We start from the raw sequence: 20,221 nt of genomic DNA, 5'->3' as shown, positions 1-20,221 counted from the left end.
TTTAAAATTCAAATGTTATTGGGCGCAAAAACAAATCATTCAGTACTTGCTTAGGATCTTCATTATCGTATAATATGGAATATATCGCTTTACATATTGGCATATCTACATAACACTTATCTGCAAGTAATAGCAATGCCTTTACTGTTGATACACCTTCCGCTAATTTATTAAATTCTATACCTTTTACAAAATCTTCACCAAATCTTCTATTGTGACTAAATTTCGAAAAAAGAGTGGCCTCATAATCACCAACATGGCTCAACCCATATACCGTCAATTCATTTCCTCCCATAGCTCTTACTAATCTCGCTACTTCTCTTGATCCCCTAGCCATTAACGCCCCCTTTAAGCTACTGTAATTTAAACCATCTAGCATTCCTGCTGCTATACCAATGACGTTCTTTGCTGCTGCTCCTATTTCATTTCCAATAATGTCTTGCCCAATATAAAGTCTAATGAGCTCGCTACCAAATTCAGTAACCACCTGTTTTGATACGTCAATCGTACTAGAACTGATTAACATGCAGTTAGGTATTCCTTCTGTAAATGCTTGTGCATGTCCCGGGCCAACCCATATCGAAATGTTGATATGTTGCTTTATTTCACTTAAAAGCACTTGTGTCAACCTAAAGCCAGTATCTACTTCAATTCCTTTCATCGCTAAAATGATGGTTTTTCCTTCTAGGTCAAACTCATTCAACTTCTGGCACGTAGATCTAAGATGCTGTGAGCTAATGGAGATGATTATATAATTTGAGAAGCTGATTGCCTCTTCAAGAGAATTTGAAAGAATAACATTTTGGCTTAATTGTAGATATTCATTTTTTCTTGTTTCTTTTAATATAGCCATATTTTTGGAAGATTCTCTTCCCCAAATTAATACTTCGTGACCTATTTTATTTGCATACCATCCAAGAAAAGCTCCCCATCTTCCACATCCAATAATTGATACTTTCATATTTTCCTCCATATACTTTTAGTCAGTGCTACAAAATCTCTGCTCGGTTAAAATCCTGATTTCTTACCCCTCATTTCATTAATTTCTACTTTAATAATTTTTACCGCATCTACTGATGACGGACTAAAGTTGAAATTTTTATTCTCGAAATATTGTTCCATTATAATATCTAGCGCTGCTACTTTTTCTAATTGTTCATCGATGATTGATGCTATACCAAAGCCAATCACGCTTTGATATTTCATGGAGCAATTACATCCCTTTTCACCTTTCATTAATTCTTTATCTACTTCAACTTCAAAACAAACTTTAGGATTTTCCTCTATGATCTCAAGCTTCTTGCCTTCTCTGGCACAATGAAAATACAAATGATTATCTCTATATCCGAAGTTCATTGGAATTATGTATGGATTATCTTTAAAAGAGAGTGCCAGCCTACATACTTGTGCTCTTTTTAAAATTTGCTCAATTTCATTTATGTCTGTTATTTCTTTTTCTTTTCTTCTCATCATTTTCTCCAGACCATTCATTTTTGATTATTTGAAGCTATTGTAACTTAAAGGACTATGATTATGCAACATGAAATTAGTAACCGCATATGATTTAAGCATATAAACGGTTACTATTTGTTGCTATCTTTATCAAAATAGTTGATGGCATTTTCAGTTAAGTAAAATTTATATCATTTTATCACGTTTCAACTATCATTACAATTTATATACATGTAAATAATGATAGCCATTTCGTTTTAATCCCCACTTTCGCCTATCTCCCTTTGCTCTAATGCATGTACAGCTGGAGCTTCAATAACTCCTCCTTGAAAATGATACCTTGAACCATGACAAGGACAATCCCACGTTTTTTCCGCATTATTAAACGTTACTTGGCACCCCAAGTGTCTACAGGTTGGATCTATTCCAAATACATTGCCGTTACCATCTCTAAATACCCCAACCTTTTCATTATTATACTCTATCACCTTTCCTTCACCCTTCTTAATATCAATTAATTCTACCGCATCTACTGGCAAAACCGTTTTTATTAGATCACCCGTTAGATCAACCCCTTGCACTAACAATTCTTTTGAAGTCTTTAAGCTAAAGCCTCTTTTCGGATCAAATACCTCCTTCCACGGATTGTTCCTTCCAAGTATAAAATCACTAATGATCATTGCCGCTACTGTTCCATTTGTCATTCCCCATTTCGAAAAACCTGTTCCAACATATATTTGGGATAAGTCCTCCGACAGGCTTCCAATATAAGGGATACTATCCAAGGATAGACAATCTTGTGTAGACCATTTGTATTTAACATCAAAGTCAGGATCTAGTTTTTTAGCATAGGCGATTAGTTCTTCATATAGCTTTGTCGTATCTTTACATTCACCAGTTTGATGGCTGGCGCCAACAACAAGTATAAGTTCTTTATCATCCTGCGTATACGATCTTAAAGAACGAACCGGATCTTCTGCATTGATATACATTCCATCTAAATGTAATTTTGATGAATACCCTGCAACTATATAAGTACGCATAACATATAGTTTAACAACTAACAATCCTTTCTTGTTCAGAATAGGATATTTCGTTGCGATTATCACTTTTTCAGCTTCTACTTCAACTCCATCATCCGTTGTCAATACAAACGGTCCATTACCATCTACCTCAATAATACGAGTGTTTTCATATACAGGAATTTTCTTATCCCTTAGAATATCAGAAATGCCAAACAAATATTTTAAGGGGTGAAACATTCCTTGTCCGTCGAAACATAATGCAGCTTCACATTCAAAAGGCAGAGAGCTTTCCGTTACAATAGAAGCTGGCAAATTAAGTTTAATGGCAGCATCGTATTCCTTTTGAACCTTTTTCAGACCTTTTTCAGTAGTAGCAAAAACATAGCTTTTTTGTTCTTTATAATCGCAATCTATTTTTAATTCCTGAATAATGTCCTTTATTTTTTTTATTGCTCCTTGGTTTGCCGTAGCATATTGAAGTGCATGCTCATCACCCTGCTCTGATATAATATCTTGGTAGATCAGCCTGTGCTGCGAAGTAACCTTTGCTGTTGTGCTCCCAGTTGCACCGCTTCCTAACTTGTTTGCTTCAAATACTGCTACATCTACACCTTCTTTCATAAGAAGTAATGCCGAGGTTAAACCAAAAATACCTCCACCTATGATTGCTGTGTTTACTTTGATTCTACGATCTAACTTTGGATACTCGGTACTTTTCATTGATTGCTCCCAAAAGGATATGTGTTCTATTTGTTCCATATAAAGCCTCCTCTAGAATAATAAGAATAGTATGCCCAATTCAAGTGAATCCATGGGTTGTTAAAATCCTTGTTAGCTATTTGATGCTTCAATTGCGTAAACAAAACGAAACAGAGATAAAAGCATTTTTTCTTCTAGATTAATACAAAAGGCAGTAAGTGTTCATTTTTCGCCTGACCGGCCGAAGGGTAAGGCCAGAAAATGAACACTTACTGCCAATGATGAGTACACCTATCAGAAAAAATGCTTTTGTCGACAGTCTGATTTATATTAATAAAATACAAATGTTCCTTTGTCGACAACGTAGCGTTTCACAATAAATTAGCATATCATCATAATTTTTCCCCAATATTTTCTCTAACTAATCTCTTGATATTGCAACTGATACAAACTATAGTAAATTCCTTTCTTAGCCAATAATTCTTGATGATTACCAACCTCTTTAATCTTACCCTTATGAAGCACAATTATTTTATCAGCATGTTGTATTGTTGACAATCTATGTGCAACTACCAAGGTGGTTCTGCCTTCCATTAACTTTATCAAAGCATCTTGAATAAGCCCTTCTGTTTCGGTATCAATATTTGATGTGGCTTCATCTAAAATCAGTACTGAAGGATTGTAAGCCAAGGTTCTTGCAAAGGATAATAGTTGACGTTGCCCTGCTGAGAAGGTCGCTCCTCTTTCATATACTTTTTCGTCGTATTTCCTTGGCAACTTATCAATAAATTGACTTGCGTTAACATAAGTTGAAGCTTCTACAATTTGTTCGTCTGAGATACTTTCATCCTTTAAGCGAATATTGCTCTTGATACTACCTGTGAATAAGAAAACATCTTGTAGCATTTGACCAATGTGCGCTCTTAGATTGCGAACCTTTATTTTTCGAATTGATAATCCATCCAATAAGATATCACCCTTTTGAATATCATAATATCTACTAATGAGATTCAATATAGATGTCTTTCCCGCTCCAGTGGCACCAACAAATGCAACTGTTTCTCCCGATTTTACAGTAAAGGATACATCCTTTAATACCCAATCTTCATTATCATAAGCAAACCATACATTCTTAAATTCTATTTCACCACGTACTTCCTCAAGCTCAATTAAATCATCCTCATCCCTCACATCCGCCTCTTCATCAAGTAGAGAAAATATTTTTTCTGCCGAGGCCATAGCCGATTGCAAAATATCAAATTGCTCCGCAAGCTGTTGGATAGGTTCAAAAAAGATTGAAATATATTGAATGAAGATTATGAGCGTTCCAATTGACATTTCTCCCTTAATTACCTTCATCCCCCCATAGCCAAGAACAATGACTAACCCCAAGACATACATAAAATACATGTACGGTCTATATATGCTAAACAAGATTAATTGCTTCATATGGGCATCTAATAGTTCTTCACTAGAGTGTTTGAATTCTTTCATTTTTCTATCTTCTTGTGTGAAAATCTGAACGATCTTCATCCCAGATAAATGTTCTGAAAGAAAGGTGTTAAGTGCAGCAACCTTTGTTCGTACATCCCGATATGCTTTTATAGAATAATGTCTGAATAAAACAGTCGCGATCACAATGAGTGGTATTACCAATAATATAATAAGCGTTAATTTCCAATCAAGAACAAACATAAATATTGATATGCCAATAATCATCAATATATTATTAGCGGAATTCACAATTACACTCGTATACATTTCATTCAAGGTTTCCGTATCATTTGTTATCCTTGTTACTAATTTACCCACAGAATTATTGTTAAAAAATTGAACAGATAACTTTTGAACATGAGTAAACAATTCATCTCTTATATTATAAATAATTTTCTGACCCGTATAATGCAACAATAATGTTTGATAGTAGTTCAGTATCATACCCAATATTAACGCACCGATGAATAAAATGGTAATCTTTACAAGTTTATCAATGTCACTTTGTCTAAGCCCTTTAAGTTCTACATCAGATAATGGAAGGACCTCTTTTTCAACACCATCTATCGTAATGTAATATTTATGTTCCTTAGCAATCACTTTGCTTTCATCAAGGGCAAGAAGCTGATCCTTCGTCAAATAGGATACAAAAAAGTATGATGGTGTATAGTCTTCGTTGTAAACGATTCGACCCTTAGGCTTGCTTTCATAGATCTTGTTATCCAAAACAACCATCATGTCCCCAATGGCAATTGCATCATTCGTGGTTACTTCAACTATTGCGTAGGGTTTTTTATAATCAGCAATCATTTCATCTACCGCTGTGCCAATTAATACTGGTCGCAGAAGCTCAATTCCAACAACTGCTAGAACCAATACAAGAGAGAGCATAATCCATCCAACATAAGGCTTAGCATATGCTAATAGTCTTAATATGATTTTTTTATCATAGCCTTTATCGTCAAATTTGTTTTTATTTTCCACAATACCACCTCTACTCTTGATCTAATAATTCCTTTTCTAGACGTTGCTTCTGGACCATATCATAATATAGACCATTCAATTCAACAAGCTCCTCATGTGTACCTTGTTCAATAATTCTACCTTCGTCAACAACTATAATATGGTTTGCATTTTGTAATGTCGAGATTCTATGTGCAATTATAATTGTAGTCTTATTTTCTCTATCCAATTTAAGGTGACTCATAATCTCTTCCTCGGTATTTGTATCAACAGCTGATACCGCGTCATCTAAAATGAGTATTGGTGGTTTTTTGATAAGAGCCCTTGCAATTGAAAGTCTCTGCTTCTGCCCTCCAGAAAGGGTTACTCCTCTTTCACCTACAATCGTCTCATATCCATTAACAAATTCTATAATATCCTTATGAACATTTGCATGCTTGGCAGCCTCTTCAATTTCAAGCTGACTTAGCTGCTCAGAGCTAAATGCAACATTCCTTCCAATCGTATCTGAAAACAAAAAATTATCTTGTGGCACATACCCAAATGCACCCCTTAATACTTTCAAAGGAATTTCCATAACATCAATTCCATCTATAAAAATCGAATCTCTCGGCGGATTATGCAGCCTTAGGAGCAAATTGATCATCGTGGTTTTTCCACTGCCTGTTCTACCAATAATACCTAAGGTTTCTCCTTCATTCACTGTTAATGAAATATTTTTAAGTTCTTCTGTTTTGGCTCCTGGATATTGAAAGGTTAAATTTCTAAACTCAATTTTGCCTTTTATTTTTTCGATGCTTTTTACTGTTTTATCATCAAATACTTCAGGTGCGATAGCTAAAAGCTCTTCAAGTCTACTCAATGAAGCCGAGCCTTGAGACATAATATTTAAACACCAACCAAAAGCAATCATTGGCCAAACAAGAATTAATAGATATTGAATAAAAGCAACCAATTCACCTAACGAAATCTTACCTAAAATAGCTAGGTAACCCCCATATCCTAAAACCACTGCAATGCTTAATCCAGAGATCATCATCGCTAAAGGAAACATGATGGCATGTAGCTTTACAACCCTGATATTTTTGTCGTAATTATTTTTGTTAATTCGATTAAAGGCAATCATCTCTTTACCTTCTTGTACAAACGCTTTTATCACACGTATACCCGAAATACTTTCTTGAACAATATCCGACATAAATGCAAAGGCTTCTTGCTTTTCTTTAAACCTTGCTCTCATATGTTTACCAAAAACAAGACTTCCAATGGCAATAATGGGTAGCGGTATTATCGCTGCGAAGGTCAATTCAATGCTTATTTTAGTAATCATCTGATATAGCACTAATGAAGTTAATAGTACAACATCCAAACCCATTAACACCCCTGGACCAACCATCATTCTAATCGCGCCAATATCATTCGTGGCATATGCCATTAGATCGCCTATCTTATTTTCATTATAAAACTTCAAGGAAAGCTTTTCTAAGTGATTGAAAAAATCATTTCTAAGCTCACCTTCAATTTTCCTGCTAGTTCCAAAAAGATAATATCTCCATATATATCGAAAAATTGCTATGGATAAACCAATCAATACAATCCATACGATTTTTCCAAAAAGGATAGAGCTATTATAATTACCACCTTGAAGACCGTCAGAAATCTGACCTGTTAGCAACGGAATTTGTAGTTGAATATAATCAACAATAACAACTGCCAAAAAGCCTATGAAATAATGCCATTTGAATTTAAGAAAATACTTCGTTAATAGCCAAGGCTTCCTGTTTTTTTTACTAGTCTTCATTTCTATCCTCCCGCGCTTGCTTTTCAAATAACGTATGCAAAAGAAATCGGCTCTTATTGAGCCGCAATATGATAAATGTTTTAAGTTTTTTTCATTTTAATTATTTACACGATCATAGCCCGAAAAATCTAATATCAATCTTCCATCCGCATTAAAATGAAAAGCTTCTTCTGTATCTTCTTCTGCTTGATCTTTATAACCTGCCTTTTGCCCCTTATGACTTGGATCGGGAATCCAGGTTACCTTCTTATTAAAAAATTTGATTTTATCTCCTTGAACACTAAAATTACCAGAAGTAATAATCTGACCAGTAATAATTGCTCCTGAACAAACGACGTTATTCAAGTACGTACCGTCCATGTTTAAAGTCAATAATGTAGCGCTGTGACTACCTCTGACATAAAAACCAAAAGAATCTACACGATCACTATAACTCTCTATACAACTCCATTTTCCTAAGAGTTGACTCACTACCTCTGGATCTCCAATTTGTTTTATCTTTTCTGCTAAACCAGCCGGTGTATAGATTTCTACTGTTCGTGTGAAATTATTCCAATTCACAGTTCCACCTAAGGTTTCTGCTACAACTCTGGCCGGAACCATAGTATGATTTTTAATATTTGCTGGCGCAGCCTCTAAGGTAAGTTCATACGCGTCTCCATTGGTTTTCAGAACATATGCTGTTTTATTACCAATTTGTAGCGCTATGAGAGTATCGTCCTTTGCCCCATATGCAATCTTTTCCTCATTATCCCAATCAACTTCAGCACCAAGTGCTTCAAAAATAGTTCGAAAAGGAACTAAGGTTTTACCATTGATTATGGTTGGTGGTACCGCAAATTGAATTTGCTTCCCATCAATGGTTACCTTTACCGGTTCTTCCCCTGCTGCAAAAGTTATGCCCGAAAACAATGCTACCATCATTACTAAAACAATAAATAGACCAATCATTTTAGTCTTTTTCATACTTCATTTCTCCCTTCTACAAAGTAATAATTGTTTGTTAGTTAAGTCAATGTTACAAAACCTCCGCATTCGCTACGGTTTCGTAACCGAATGCAAGCTTTGCTTGCACATTGGTGGGGCTTGAACCCCCACCGATGTTGGAATAGTTCCCCTATTTGAGAAGTGGGTGAACTATTCCATTCGGATAAAATTAAATGTAGAATCCTCAACTCTACATCATAATTTTTGGATACCATTTTTAACAAAACAAATCTTCCTTGCTTTAAGTAGTCGTCCAAGTGCAGTTTTGAAGGCATTTTTGCTCATGTTAAATTCTGACTTAATTTTACTAGGTGGTGTTTTATCGTCGAAAGGCAAAAACCCTCCGCTCTTAACCAACCTTTCATAAATCATATCCGCATCTTTATCCATTTGCATATATGATTTTTCTCTTAGACTTAAATCTATCTTTCCATCTTCCCTTACCTTTGTTACTCTAGCTTCTATTTCATCACCATATTTATGATCGCTGTATAATTCATTTAATGGGATTAATCCTTGATATTTTTTATCTATTGCAACAAATGCGCCCATGTCCTTGTTGATACTAAAAATGATACCTCTAACTCTATCATCTACCTTGTATGGAGATTCGGTACTTAGCATATCGTAAACATTCATGGTTGCACATATTCTATCACTTTTGTCTATATATAGGCCAACTAGACATTCATACCCTTTTTGGAGCTTTTGTGTTTGTTCTTTAAATGGTATAAATAAGTCTTTTTCAAGACCCCAATTTAAAAATGCACCAATATCTGATACTTCAACTACTTTAAGTTTTTTAATTTCTCCCATTAATATTTTAGGCCTATTAATCGTTGAAATAATTCTATCACTTGAATCTCTATAAACAAAAACCTCAATTTCATCACCAATTGCAACATCCACTGGAACTTGCTTTTTAGGTAATAATATATTGTCTTGTACTGTATTGTTTTTTGTATTTAAATAAGCACCCACTGTAGCTAACTTCATAACTTCTAACTTTTGTACTTTTCCTAATTCAATCATAATTTCTCCTTGTTCTTCTTTTATCTTCATTCAAAATTTGTTATTTTACTCTTCAAATTTCTCAATAAGTTGTCAATGTTACAAAATCTCCGCATTCGCTACGGTTTCGTAACCGAATACAATCTTAGCTTGCACTCGGTTAAATTCTTATGTTCAATCACAGGATACTTTTACAGTAATTACCTCTTATATCCTTGAAATCATTTTACATGATAAAATAAAAAAAGTCTAGCCATTCATCATGTGCTAGACCTAATATTCTATAAAAACAAATCTCTCTTGCCTTCTTCAATGTTCTTAAGTCGTTCCTTCGTTAAGGTTTTTACCTTTTCGCTTTCGATATCATCAATATGCTTAGCAATTACTTCTTCCCCAAGCTTCTTCATTTCTTCATTTGAATAGTCTTCTAAGTATTCTTTAAAGGTCATAAGTGCATTTGGTAAGCAAAGGTTGTGAATTTGACCAGTTTTTGCAACCTGCATAAATCGATCTCCAGTTCTTCCAGATCTATAACAGGCAGTACAAAAGCTTGGTAAATATCCTTGTTCACATAAGCTTTTAATAATCTCTGAAGATGGTCGATGATCTGCCAATTCAAATTGTTCGCCCATAATATCCTCATCATTATAACCACCAACATCTGTTTTAGATCCAGCACTTATTTGTGATACACCAACCTCAATAACTTCTTCTCTAAAAGCAGGTTCTTCTCTTGTAGATAGAATAATGCCTGTATACGGAACTGCTAATCTAATAATTGCAACAATCTTTTTAAAATCTCTATCCGAAACAAGATATGGAAAATCATGTTGATCAACGTCATCCGCTTTTCTAAGTCTTGGTACTGACATTGTATGAGGACCAACCCCGAAAACCTCTTCAAGATGTTCTTTATGCATCATCATTCCCATAACTTCGAATTTATAATCATACAAACCAAAAAGCGCACCAATACCTACATCATCAATTCCACCTTTCATTGCACGATCCATAGTAGTTAGGTGGTATGTAAAATCTGATTTAGGTCCATACAAATGAAATTTATTATAGGTTTCCAAGTGATAGGTTTCTTGAAATAAGGTATAGGTTCCAATCCCTGCTTCTTTCAGTTTTTCATAATTTTCAACTGATGTTCCTGCAATATTAACATTTATTCTTCTAATACTACCCTTATCTGTCTTTGTTTCATAAATGACCTTCATGGAATTTAATATATAATCAATAGAACAATTTTCATCATCTTCCCCTGCTTCTAAAACGATTCTCTTATGTCCCATGTCTTGTATTTTTTTAACCTCATTACTTATTTCCTCATCTGTAAGCTTTCGTCTACTAAATTGATTGCTACATTTATACCCACAATAGGTACAACCATTGATGCAATAATTTGAAACATATAAAGGGGCAAACATAACGATTCTATTGCCATATATTTTTTCCTTAATCGTTCCTGCAGCTTTATACATCTTAGCCAAAGTTTCATCATCTTCAACATTCAATAGCACTGCCGTTTCAAGGGCTGATAAGCCTTCACACTTTTCAGCTTTTGCAATAATATTGTTTATCTCCTCTGAATGAACATTCTTTGCTTCATCGAGCAAACCAAATATCTTTTTATTATCGATAAAATTTTCCATATGTATTCCTCCTAAGGATCTCAAAACTTCATTATTGTTTAATATGTTTTTTTTGATAAAGCACTTTTCACATTAACACCTTCAATATTACCAAGCTTACCCGTTAAACTACCTATTTCATCTGTACTTCCATCTATAATTAACGATATAACGCTAATTCCTTTTTGCTTGTAGGGCATACCCATTCTTCCTACAATAATATCTGCATACTGATGTAAAACTTCATTAATCTGTGCGGTTTCTTCAAGCTTTTCAACTACAATACCTATAACACCAATTCTTGTTTCCATTAGTTCCTCCCTATGAACGATTATAAGTTAGCTTCGCCATCGGAAATGGCTCTAATGCCCTATCTAATATGCCGTGAACATATGCTATAACAACACCATAATTGGTTATATTCACATTCAATTTTTTAGCCTCACTCATTCTACCTTTCATTGCTTGTGCATTGAGCATACAACCACCACAATGAATAATCAGCTGATACCCTTCAAGGTTTTCATCAAAATCATTTCCAGATAAATGATCGAATTGAATATTCTTACCCGTCTTTTGCCTAATCCATCTAGGAATCTTTACAGTCCCAATGTCATCTGATTGCTTGTGATGGGTACACGCTTCACATATTAATATTTTGTCGCCATCCTGTAATTTCTCTATTGCCTTAACACCTGCGACCATTTGTTCAAGATCACCCTTATATCTAGCAAAAAGGATTGAAAAGGATGTCATCATTACGTCTGGTGGTGTATCAGCAGCAACCTTTAAGAAAGCTTGTGAATCAGTGATTACCAATTTGGGCTTTTGATTTAGTTTATCAAAGGTATCTCGAAGCTCATGCTCCTTGGTCACAATAGCAATTGCATCACTTTCTAAAATATCTCTTATCGTCTGCTGTTGAGGAAGAATAAGTCTACCTTTAGGAGCAGCCTTATCAATCGGAGTAACTAGGATCACCAAATCACCTGGTCTTATTAAGTCACCAACAATGCAAAACTTATCTTGCTCTTCTGGTACTAGTAACGCCATTTTTTCTTTTAATTTATGAATACCCTTTTTCGTTATTGCTGAAACTTGAATAAGGGGTATTTTCAATTCATCTGCTAACGTATCTGCAACTTTATTTACATCTTCAAGCAAATCTATTTTATTTAAAGCTCCTACAATCGGAATTTTCTTTTCCTTCAGCTCCTGTATCCATTCAAGTTCTAAATCCATTTCCGTTCTTGTACTATCTATTACAATAATGGCTATATCCGTTTTCTTCATAACCTCTCTCGTTTTGGCTACTCTTAGTTCTCCCAGCTGTCCTTCATCATCTAGTCCCGCTGTATCAATCATAACGACCGGACCAAGAGGCAAAAGTTCCATAGATTTATATACTGGATCCGTTGTTGTTCCAAGCACTTCAGAAACAAGAGCCAAATCTTGTCCCGTCACAGCATTGATAATACTTGATTTTCCTGCATTCCTTCTTCCAAAAAAAGCTATGTGAATTCTATTTGATCTTGGTGTATTGTTTAAGCTCATATTCTTACTCCTTCCCAGGGATTCCAGGTGCTGTAACTTGATATACGTTTAGTATTTTGTCAAGGGTTTCTTCATCCATGATGCCTTCTTCTAACGCTACTTGCCTTACCGTCTTTTTTTCTAATTGGGCTTTCTTAGCTATTTCACAACCCCTGTCATATCCTATATGATGAATAAGCGCTGTAGCTAATGCTGATGAATATTCTAGATTTTCCATACATCTTTTTGTATCTACTTCAATTCCTTCAATGCATTTTTCCCTAAATAATGTAACCCCATTGTACAAAAGCTCAAAGGAATCTAATAGTGCCTCAGCTACCAAAGGTGAAAAAGCATTTAGCTCTAATTGCCCCATCATGGCCGCCCCCGTAATACAGCTGTCATTTCCAATTACTCTTAGTCCAACTTGAGTAATCATTTCACACATAACTGGATTCACCTTACCAGGCATGATCGAAGAGCCTGCTTGTAACTGAGGAAGCTTTATTTCCCCTAATCCACCAGCTGGGCCAGAACCTAGGAGCCTTAAATCACTGGCAATTTTGATCAAGTTCACTGCCAATGCTTTTAACAGACCCGATACTTCAACAAACACATCCATGTTTTGAGTTGAGTCCATTAGATAATCACTTCTACATAAACCTAACCCCGTGTTTCTTTGAATTAAATCAGTTACTGTGTAGATATATTCTAATGGAGCATTGAGTCCTGTTCCTACTGCTGTGCCTCCCATATTTGTTTCTCTTAATCTTTCTTCTACTTTATAAATTCTCCATCGATCTCGTGATATTGCCCTAGCCCAAGCTCCAAATTCTTGACCAACTGTAATCGGAAGTGCATCCATTAGTTGCGTTCTTCCAAGTTTAATAACACTACTAAAGGTATTCTCCTTCTCCTGCAAGCTTTCTTGTAGTTTTGATAAGACTTCACTTAGCATTCTTGTTTGTCTAACAGCGGCTATTCTAAGCGCGGTGGGATAGACATCATTGGTGGATTGAGAAAGATTTACGTGATTAATTGGGTGAATGATTGAATAATCTCCTAGCTGTCCCTCGAGCCTTTCTATAGCTGCGTTTGCCAATACTTCATTTACATTCATATTTGTCGAAGTACCCGCACCGCCTTGAAACGCATCTGTAAATAAGTCTTTCCATAAGGGACTCTCAATGTCTTTGTCAATAAATTCATTACAAACATCCACAATAGCATTTCCTAATCGTTCTTCAAGTAACCCAACCTTCATATTCGCCATTGCAGCTGCTTTTTTAACCTCTATAATTGCTAGTAATAAGCTGGCTCTAACACTTTTGCCACTAATTGCAAAATTGTCTAAGGCTCTAGCTGTATGTATTCCATAATGAGCTTCTTTTGGAAGTTTCATTTGTCCTAGCTGATCTTTTTCAATCCTCATTTTTTCACCTCATAAGAAATCAAAAAACTCTTTATGCTAAATGGGCATAAAGAGTCATCAATTATATTATCATCGTCTCTTCCTGCTCTCAGGCATCCCCTTGAGTTCAGAATACTATTCATTTATTCAATTATAAATCATTGTCAAAAAAATATCAATAACTTTTTGCTTTATTGGAGCGGTGCTATTATGATTCCCCTAACAATTTCCGCAAGATTTTTCTTTTCTTCCGGTAAAAGCGAATCCATATATATTGGTTTGTGAACTGTAATTTTAATATTGGCTGGACATATCCTGTTTTTTTCTTCAAAAGTCTTATAGGAATTTTCGATTGTGATCGGCACGACAGGTACCCCACTCTTTACAGCAAGTTGTAGGCTTCCTTTCTTAAATTCACCTACTTGATTACATTTACTTCTTGTACCTTCTGGGAAAACTAGTAAGGTTTTTCCATTCTTTAGCATTTCAATGCCTTGTAAAATCATATCCATTGACTGTCTAATACTTGAACGATCAAGAAATAGACAACCCAATCTTGTCATCCATGTACTAATGATTGGTGCTTTTTTCAACTCAATCTTAGCAACAAATCCTTTTAGTTTTGGTAGGTATCCTAAACACAGTGGAATATCAATATTACCTCCATGATTTGATACAAATAGCACATTTTCTTCTGGTATGTTATCAAGACCAATGATCTCAACATCACATCCCATACTTTTTACCATATCTTTTCCCCATCTTATCGTTAGCTTTTCTAAGTACTTGTCTTGCTCTTCCTTTTTCCCTTTAGCTCCTAAATACTTGTATTTAATCGAAAAAATCAAACTAACCACCATGTATAATCCAAGATAAATCATAAAAAAAACTGTTCTCATTAAGCTTCCTCCCGTATAAATTCTGTTTCAGTTTGTGCTATCTCTATTCTTCTTTTTTTAATAATCGTTTGAATTTCTAAGACCCTTTTTTTATTCAAATCATACTTATTGTAAAAATATAACCCTAGTAAAAATCCAACGATGCTTCCAATAGCTGCCGTCATCCCTAATACTGTTTCTGTGCTACTTGGCTGTATATGTGAATCAGGGATAAATTCAAGAATGTCCAAAATAAATCCAAGTAGAAAAATGACGAAACCTTGTGAAAGCTTATAGGCTAAAGTAAGTAATCCATAATATACACCTTCAGATCGTTTACCATCATTTAACTCCTCTACATCTATTGTATCTGCTATCATAGATAAAGGCAATGAAAATAATCCTGCAATACCAAATCCAGTAATGATTGCAAACGGAAGTATTGCATAGATGTTTCCTGCTACATAACTCTTCATTAAAACTAAAATTGCAAACAATACACTTCCGACAATACAGATACTTAGGCCAAGTATGGCTGCTGGCTTTTTATCCATTTTTTTCGAAATAATCATCCATACGGGTTGAGATCCTATACAGATTAGATATTGTACCACAAAAATAATGGCTATTTGCGTATTATTAAATCTAAACGTATATGTATAAACGTGAAGTCCTAAAAAGTTAAATATACCAGCTGCTATATTCGTAAATAAATAAGCTAGTACAACATTTTTATAGTATGTATTTTCTAGGGCCGCTCTCATACTCAGTAATATTTTCAATAATCCTTTTGTATGATTAGCAGGTTGGATTGTTCCGGTCAAATCGCTTATTTTCTTGAAAGTTGAAAAAAAACACACCAAACCAAAAAATAAAGCGAGCACAGCAACAGCAATGCCCATATTGTGATACGCTTCTGGATTGAATTGTCCATTTGGGTAACGCTCTGTAGGGTTGAAGAACAAAGCCAATCCCATTCCTACTGCACTTATAATACCTGTTAGGAAAAACATCGTCCTCAGGCCTTGAATCGATGTCCTTTCCGTATAATCCATAGACAGCTCCGCACCTAATGCTGTATATGGTGTTGTATAAATAGTGATAAAGGTTTTGGCCAATAACAACAAAACAATTAGAAGAAATAACTTAATACCATAACTCCACTCTGGTTGAATGTTAAATAGTAGATATGTAAAAAGAGCCATAAATATACCACCTATTAAAATATACAAATGACGTCTTCCAAATATTTTATGATGCGTATTGTCCGATAGATAACCCAGTACCGGGTCCGTTACCGCATCCCAAATAACACTAATGCCAACAGCTATACCAACCATTGTTCCAGATATCCCGAGTATTGAGGTACCATAAAAAACGATGTAAAATCCGATCATTTGAGATACGATCCCATAGCTATAATTTCCCATGCTATATCCGAGCTTTTGTAAAAAGCTCATTTTTTTAGCAATATAATTTTCAGAATACATCATTTCACCTCCATAAATACTTATATTTAGCATAACATTTTTAATATGAATCTACAATTCTAAAAAAAAGGAAAATCGTTAGCATCTTGATAGATTTCCTATACCACATAGCTTTTATATAGATTTCAACTAATATTAGAACATCAAAAAAGCAAGAGGGTTAACTCTTGCTTCTGTTTGTTTCGATTATGCATTATCACTCAAAGATCAGCTAAACTCTTCTATAATAACAAATGTAGTATCCTTCAAAAGGAAGTTTACATCACAATCAGCTAAATATAACTATATTCTTGTTACGTTAATAGCTTGTGGTCCTTTAGCGCCTTGACCAACTTCGAATTCAACTTTTTGACCTTCTTCTAATGTTTTAAATCCGTCACCTTGAATAGCTGAGAAATGTACGAATACGTCTTCTCCACCTTCAACTGAGATAAATCCAAAACCCTTATCATTCTTAAACCATTTTACTGTACCTGTCTTCATTAAAAAATCCTCCAAACATATTTAAAATAATTAGTATCATCTTATGATAACATTTATTATGCTCATAGTCAATTTAAATTATTAAAAAAACAAATAAAAATTATTTCCATGGTACTACTTAAATTTAATAGCATTTTCTTTTATCCATTTTGAACTTGGTTTTTTCCCGCATTCTTTGCAATATATAAGTTCTTATCAGCTTTATTTACAAGCTCAATTGTTGATAAATCAATTGGTTTTACAATATGATATACACCAATACTTATCGTAACGTTGATTCCCATCTTCTCATAAATAGCTTCATTAATACTAACTCGAATGCGCTCTGCAAGTTCAACAGCATCTTGTTCAGAGATTCGAGATGCAATAATCATAAACTCTTCACCACCATAACGTCCACATAGAGCATTTTTATTATCAAGTATACTTTTTATTGTAGTAGCACATGTCCGAATCACATCATCACCAATTGCATGTCCAAACGTATCATTTACTTTTTTAAAATCATCAAGGTCAAGCATCATAACAGCCAATTGCCTAATGCGACGATATTTAACGAATTTCTTCAAAGCTTCCATAATATTTTTATGATTTAATAATTCAGTCATACTATCATGTTTCGAATTTTTTATAATAGATTCCAATTTGTCTTTTTTTAAGTTTGAATAGCGCAAAGAGTAATAAACAATTCCAATAACCATAATGATCATCATTAAATTCAATAATACTATTCTAGTTCCTGCCATTACATTTTTCTTATCAACTACATAAATCACATACCAATTCTCTTTACTGAGTTTCGTAATGTAGAGTGTATACTCCTTTTCTCGTCTAATTTCTATTGGCGTAGGAAATTTATTTTGAAAATATTTAACTTTATATTGTTGCAAAAATACGTCAGAAATATTCGTTAGAACTTCATAATCTTTGTTACTAGTGAATATAATTGAATTGCTTGCATCAGTTACATAAATGTCAGCAGCACTTTTATCTTTCTTAAATATTTCATGCAAAACTGCCCCATCAATTGTTCCAGTAAGGATACCACTGATTTCTCCATCTACTACTACCGGCATAGCAGTTGATAACGTTAATTTCTTCGATGTACTATCATCAATAGAAGCTCTATCCCAGCCTTCTTCTGGATCAAAGTTTTCATCCTCCAAGTCCAGCTTCTGTATTTTTTCTATTAGCCCATCAACATTAGAAAAAATCTGGTTATAATCAACATCTCTTTTCCCTATTTCAACATAAGGATAATATGTAACATATTTGTTTTTAGAATAATAAATGCTATTCATCGGAAAATCTATATTACTATAAAGCACCTTTTCTAACTTAAAATAATCGTCTAATTGGTTCAATTCGTTCATAAGTTGAGCATTATATTCCGATTGCTTTCCATAAATGATAACATTACCGACTTCAGTAGCATCTGTTATCTGAGCTTCATTTATAATTGTAACATCTTTATCTTCTAAATATACGGTTTGAGATAAAAAGTAGTTCTCATTATTTGATTTGGAGCGAATGATTTTTTTAAGCCATTCTTTTTGAACCAATAAATTTTGATGCATATTGATTAAAACCTGATCAGTTTTTTGTGAATCCAGTAATATTTCCTTACTCATTTGCATATCCGTTTCTCTTTGTAGATAGTCTCTTTCCCCAATAAAATAAACATTAACGAGCCAAATTACTATCAAAGAAAAAATTACAAATCCAACTAGAGTGATTTTTCCTGATTTTTCATATCCAATGGATTCCATAGCATTCTCCTCTCGCTATTTTGACTAATCGTAACATTTTTACTCGGAAATATCAACCAATCTATTTCATTTCCTTCCATTATTTTACATTTAATCGTTTTAATTGCCAAATAGACAAGTGCCCCATCAGCATCATGAAGCTCTTGTCTTAAAACAATTTTCGTATTTATTTTGACCCTTTACCAGCAAAAACAACCAACACTGTCTTTATTAAAATTTTTATATCTGTCCATACAGTCCAATTGGAAATATAGTCAGTATCCAAACGAACGACTTCTTCAAAATCTTCAATGTCCGAGCGACCACTAATTTGCCAATTTCCTGTTATACCTGGCGTAATTGAAATTCTCCTATGATGATGAGCTTCGTATTGTTTTACTTCATCTACCGTAGGTGGCCTGGTTCCAACTAGACTCATATCTCCCCTTAAAACGTTCCAAAATTGTGGCAACTCGTCGATACTTGTTTTTCTAATAAATTTCCCCGTATTTGTAATCCTTGGATCATTTGTCATCTTAAACATATACCCAGACATTTCATTTGAAGCAAGTAAAGCTTCCTTCTGTGCTTCAGCATTTACTCCCATTGACCTAAACTTCCATATCTCAAATACACGACCATTTTTACCAACTCTCTTTTGTTTAAAAATAACCGGACCTGGCGTCTCTAATTTGATGAATGGACCTATTAAAATAAAAGCGATTACAAAAAAAACCATTCCCAACATTGCTCCATAAATATCAATGATGCGTTTACCTAAAATTTGATTTTCATTTAAACTCACTGTATGAAACTTCAAAACTGGTATATTTCCAACCATTGCAACTTGTGCCTTTGTAGCATCGTAATTGTTTGTTTCAAGAATCATAGTAATTGTTATGCCCATTGCTTGGCACCGATTGATGATATCAGTTAAACGCTCGTCATATGAAAGAGGCTTTGCAACTGCTATTTCATCAATAACATATAACTTGATGATCTCATCTAAATCCTCAATACCACCAAGATGTTCAATCTCTATATAGTTACTTGGCTCTTTAATATGAACGTACCCAATGATATTCAAATTTAAATATCCATATTTTCTGATTTGTTCTATATATTCATTTCCTTTAGGCGATTGTCCTATAACAAGAATATTCTTTGAATGACTCGTTCCATTTAGATCCCCACATTGTATTTCTTTAATAATATGTTTAGCAAAAATAGCTATGATAAAATAAATAATAGCTAAAAGTCCGAAAAACAATCTGGATAAGCTAATCTTCAATAAAAACATGATCGCACTCATTAAAAGAATCGATAACCCATAGGCAATCACCATTCTAGTTAAGACACGGACTGAAAAAATAGAGCTTTCTTCCATAATAACGTCATAAAGAGAAGTAATTATAAATACTGTAAAAAACACTAAAATTAATAGTAAAATCAATCCAGTCTGTTCAAGTGATGATAGAAAGATACGTCGGTTAAAGACCGGGCTATATATGTGCGTTGTAACAATCAAGCTTAATAGTAAGCAAATTAAATCTGTAATCAAGTAGCTCATACGACGAATCCGTTTTCTCCACCTAATCATTTAATCACC

The 20,221-nt window shown here is 34.2% G+C and carries 16 protein-coding genes; all 16 read right to left on the bottom strand.

The features are described 5' to 3' along the window. Position 1 precedes the first annotated feature (1 nt). Entirely contained in the window at positions 2-961 is a 960-nt protein-coding gene (locus tag CVU84_11330) for a glycerol-3-phosphate dehydrogenase (protein ID PKM94053.1), read from the bottom strand. A 47-nt stretch (positions 962-1,008) separates the two neighbouring features. After that, complete coding sequence (locus CVU84_11325; GenBank protein ID PKM94052.1) at positions 1,009-1,470, bottom strand: pyridoxamine 5'-phosphate oxidase family protein; 462 nt, start codon at positions 1,468-1,470, stop codon at positions 1,009-1,011. A gap of 239 nt (positions 1,471-1,709) precedes the next feature. Then, on the bottom strand, positions 1,710-3,236 hold the full coding sequence (locus tag CVU84_11320; protein ID PKM94051.1) for an FAD-dependent oxidoreductase: 1,527 nt from the start codon (positions 3,234-3,236) through the stop codon (positions 1,710-1,712). A gap of 357 nt (positions 3,237-3,593) precedes the next feature. Beyond that, the gene (locus CVU84_11315) at positions 3,594-5,606 is read right to left on the bottom strand and encodes an ABC transporter ATP-binding protein (protein ID PKM94333.1); all 2,013 of its coding nucleotides are present in this window, start codon (positions 5,604-5,606) and stop codon (positions 3,594-3,596) included. A gap of 58 nt (positions 5,607-5,664) precedes the next feature. Continuing rightward, positions 5,665-7,434 carry an ABC transporter ATP-binding protein gene (locus CVU84_11310; GenBank protein ID PKM94050.1) on the bottom strand — a complete coding sequence of 590 codons (1,770 nt, stop codon included), beginning with the start codon at positions 7,432-7,434 and terminating at the stop codon, positions 5,665-5,667. Positions 7,435-7,530: 96 nt separating this feature from the next. Then, the gene (locus CVU84_11305) at positions 7,531-8,400 is read right to left on the bottom strand and encodes a hypothetical protein (GenBank protein ID PKM94049.1); all 870 of its coding nucleotides are present in this window, start codon (positions 8,398-8,400) and stop codon (positions 7,531-7,533) included. Between the two features lie 216 nt (positions 8,401-8,616). Continuing rightward, the gene (locus CVU84_11300) at positions 8,617-9,453 is read right to left on the bottom strand and encodes an RNA-binding protein (protein ID PKM94048.1); all 837 of its coding nucleotides are present in this window, start codon (positions 9,451-9,453) and stop codon (positions 8,617-8,619) included. 260 nt (positions 9,454-9,713) lie between these two features. Beyond that, positions 9,714-11,090 carry a [FeFe] hydrogenase H-cluster radical SAM maturase HydG gene (locus CVU84_11295; GenBank protein PKM94047.1) on the bottom strand — a complete coding sequence of 459 codons (1,377 nt, stop codon included), beginning with the start codon at positions 11,088-11,090 and terminating at the stop codon, positions 9,714-9,716. A gap of 38 nt (positions 11,091-11,128) precedes the next feature. Beyond that, positions 11,129-11,380: a CopG family transcriptional regulator gene (locus CVU84_11290; GenBank protein ID PKM94046.1), complete on the bottom strand. Its 252-nt coding sequence runs from the start codon at positions 11,378-11,380 to the stop codon at positions 11,129-11,131. Between the two features lie 10 nt (positions 11,381-11,390). Continuing rightward, the gene (hydF, locus tag CVU84_11285) at positions 11,391-12,623 is read right to left on the bottom strand and encodes a [FeFe] hydrogenase H-cluster maturation GTPase HydF (GenBank protein PKM94045.1); all 1,233 of its coding nucleotides are present in this window, start codon (positions 12,621-12,623) and stop codon (positions 11,391-11,393) included. 4 nt (positions 12,624-12,627) lie between these two features. Beyond that, complete coding sequence (locus CVU84_11280) at positions 12,628-14,034, bottom strand: aspartate ammonia-lyase (GenBank protein PKM94044.1); 1,407 nt, start codon at positions 14,032-14,034, stop codon at positions 12,628-12,630. Positions 14,035-14,204: 170 nt separating this feature from the next. Then, positions 14,205-14,912 carry a 1-acyl-sn-glycerol-3-phosphate acyltransferase gene (locus CVU84_11275; GenBank protein ID PKM94043.1) on the bottom strand — a complete coding sequence of 236 codons (708 nt, stop codon included), beginning with the start codon at positions 14,910-14,912 and terminating at the stop codon, positions 14,205-14,207. Next, the gene (locus CVU84_11270; protein PKM94042.1) at positions 14,912-16,414 is read right to left on the bottom strand and encodes a hypothetical protein; all 1,503 of its coding nucleotides are present in this window, start codon (positions 16,412-16,414) and stop codon (positions 14,912-14,914) included. Before CVU84_11270 ends, CVU84_11275 begins: the two co-directional genes overlap by 1 nt. A gap of 249 nt (positions 16,415-16,663) precedes the next feature. Then, positions 16,664-16,864 carry a cold-shock protein gene (locus CVU84_11265; GenBank protein ID PKM94041.1) on the bottom strand — a complete coding sequence of 67 codons (201 nt, stop codon included), beginning with the start codon at positions 16,862-16,864 and terminating at the stop codon, positions 16,664-16,666. A 140-nt stretch (positions 16,865-17,004) separates the two neighbouring features. Next, complete coding sequence (locus CVU84_11260) at positions 17,005-18,633, bottom strand: hypothetical protein (GenBank protein PKM94040.1); 1,629 nt, start codon at positions 18,631-18,633, stop codon at positions 17,005-17,007. A gap of 166 nt (positions 18,634-18,799) precedes the next feature. Further along, complete coding sequence (locus tag CVU84_11255; protein PKM94039.1) at positions 18,800-20,212, bottom strand: sugar transferase; 1,413 nt, start codon at positions 20,210-20,212, stop codon at positions 18,800-18,802. Positions 20,213-20,221 lie beyond the last annotated feature (9 nt).

The organism is Firmicutes bacterium HGW-Firmicutes-1 (assembly GCA_002841625.1).
Taxonomy (GTDB): domain Bacteria; phylum Bacillota; class Clostridia; order Lachnospirales; family Vallitaleaceae; genus HGW-1.
The sequence above is the reverse complement of the archived record's forward strand: the minus strand, read 5'-3'. Positions and strand labels throughout refer to the sequence as shown.

Bases quoted from the DNA above. Each gene is read 5' to 3' on its own strand.
- CVU84_11305 (PKM94049.1), bottom strand. From the start codon at position 8,400: ATGAAAAAGACTAAAATGATTGGTCTATTTATTGTTTTAGTAATGATG.
- CVU84_11295 (PKM94047.1), bottom strand. From the start codon at position 11,090: ATGGAAAATTTTATCGATAATAAAAAGATATTTGGTTTGCTCGATGAA.
- hydF (PKM94045.1), bottom strand. From the start codon at position 12,623: ATGAGCTTAAACAATACACCAAGATCAAATAGAATTCACATAGCTTTT.
- CVU84_11300 (PKM94048.1), bottom strand. From the start codon at position 9,453: ATGATTGAATTAGGAAAAGTACAAAAGTTAGAAGTTATGAAGTTAGCT.
- CVU84_11265 (PKM94041.1), bottom strand. From the start codon at position 16,864: ATGAAGACAGGTACAGTAAAATGGTTTAAGAATGATAAGGGTTTTGGA.
- CVU84_11270 (PKM94042.1), bottom strand. From the start codon at position 16,414: ATGCTAAATATAAGTATTTATGGAGGTGAAATGATGTATTCTGAAAAT.
- CVU84_11330 (PKM94053.1), bottom strand. From the start codon at position 961: ATGAAAGTATCAATTATTGGATGTGGAAGATGGGGAGCTTTTCTTGGA.
- CVU84_11260 (PKM94040.1), bottom strand. From the start codon at position 18,633: ATGGAATCCATTGGATATGAAAAATCAGGAAAAATCACTCTAGTTGGA.
- CVU84_11320 (PKM94051.1), bottom strand. From the start codon at position 3,236: ATGGAACAAATAGAACACATATCCTTTTGGGAGCAATCAATGAAAAGT.
- CVU84_11290 (PKM94046.1), bottom strand. From the start codon at position 11,380: ATGGAAACAAGAATTGGTGTTATAGGTATTGTAGTTGAAAAGCTTGAA.
- CVU84_11325 (PKM94052.1), bottom strand. From the start codon at position 1,470: ATGAGAAGAAAAGAAAAAGAAATAACAGACATAAATGAAATTGAGCAA.
- CVU84_11275 (PKM94043.1), bottom strand. From the start codon at position 14,912: ATGAGAACAGTTTTTTTTATGATTTATCTTGGATTATACATGGTGGTT.
- CVU84_11280 (PKM94044.1), bottom strand. From the start codon at position 14,034: ATGAGGATTGAAAAAGATCAGCTAGGACAAATGAAACTTCCAAAAGAA.
- CVU84_11310 (PKM94050.1), bottom strand. From the start codon at position 7,434: ATGAAGACTAGTAAAAAAAACAGGAAGCCTTGGCTATTAACGAAGTAT.
- CVU84_11255 (PKM94039.1), bottom strand. From the start codon at position 20,212: ATGATTAGGTGGAGAAAACGGATTCGTCGTATGAGCTACTTGATTACA.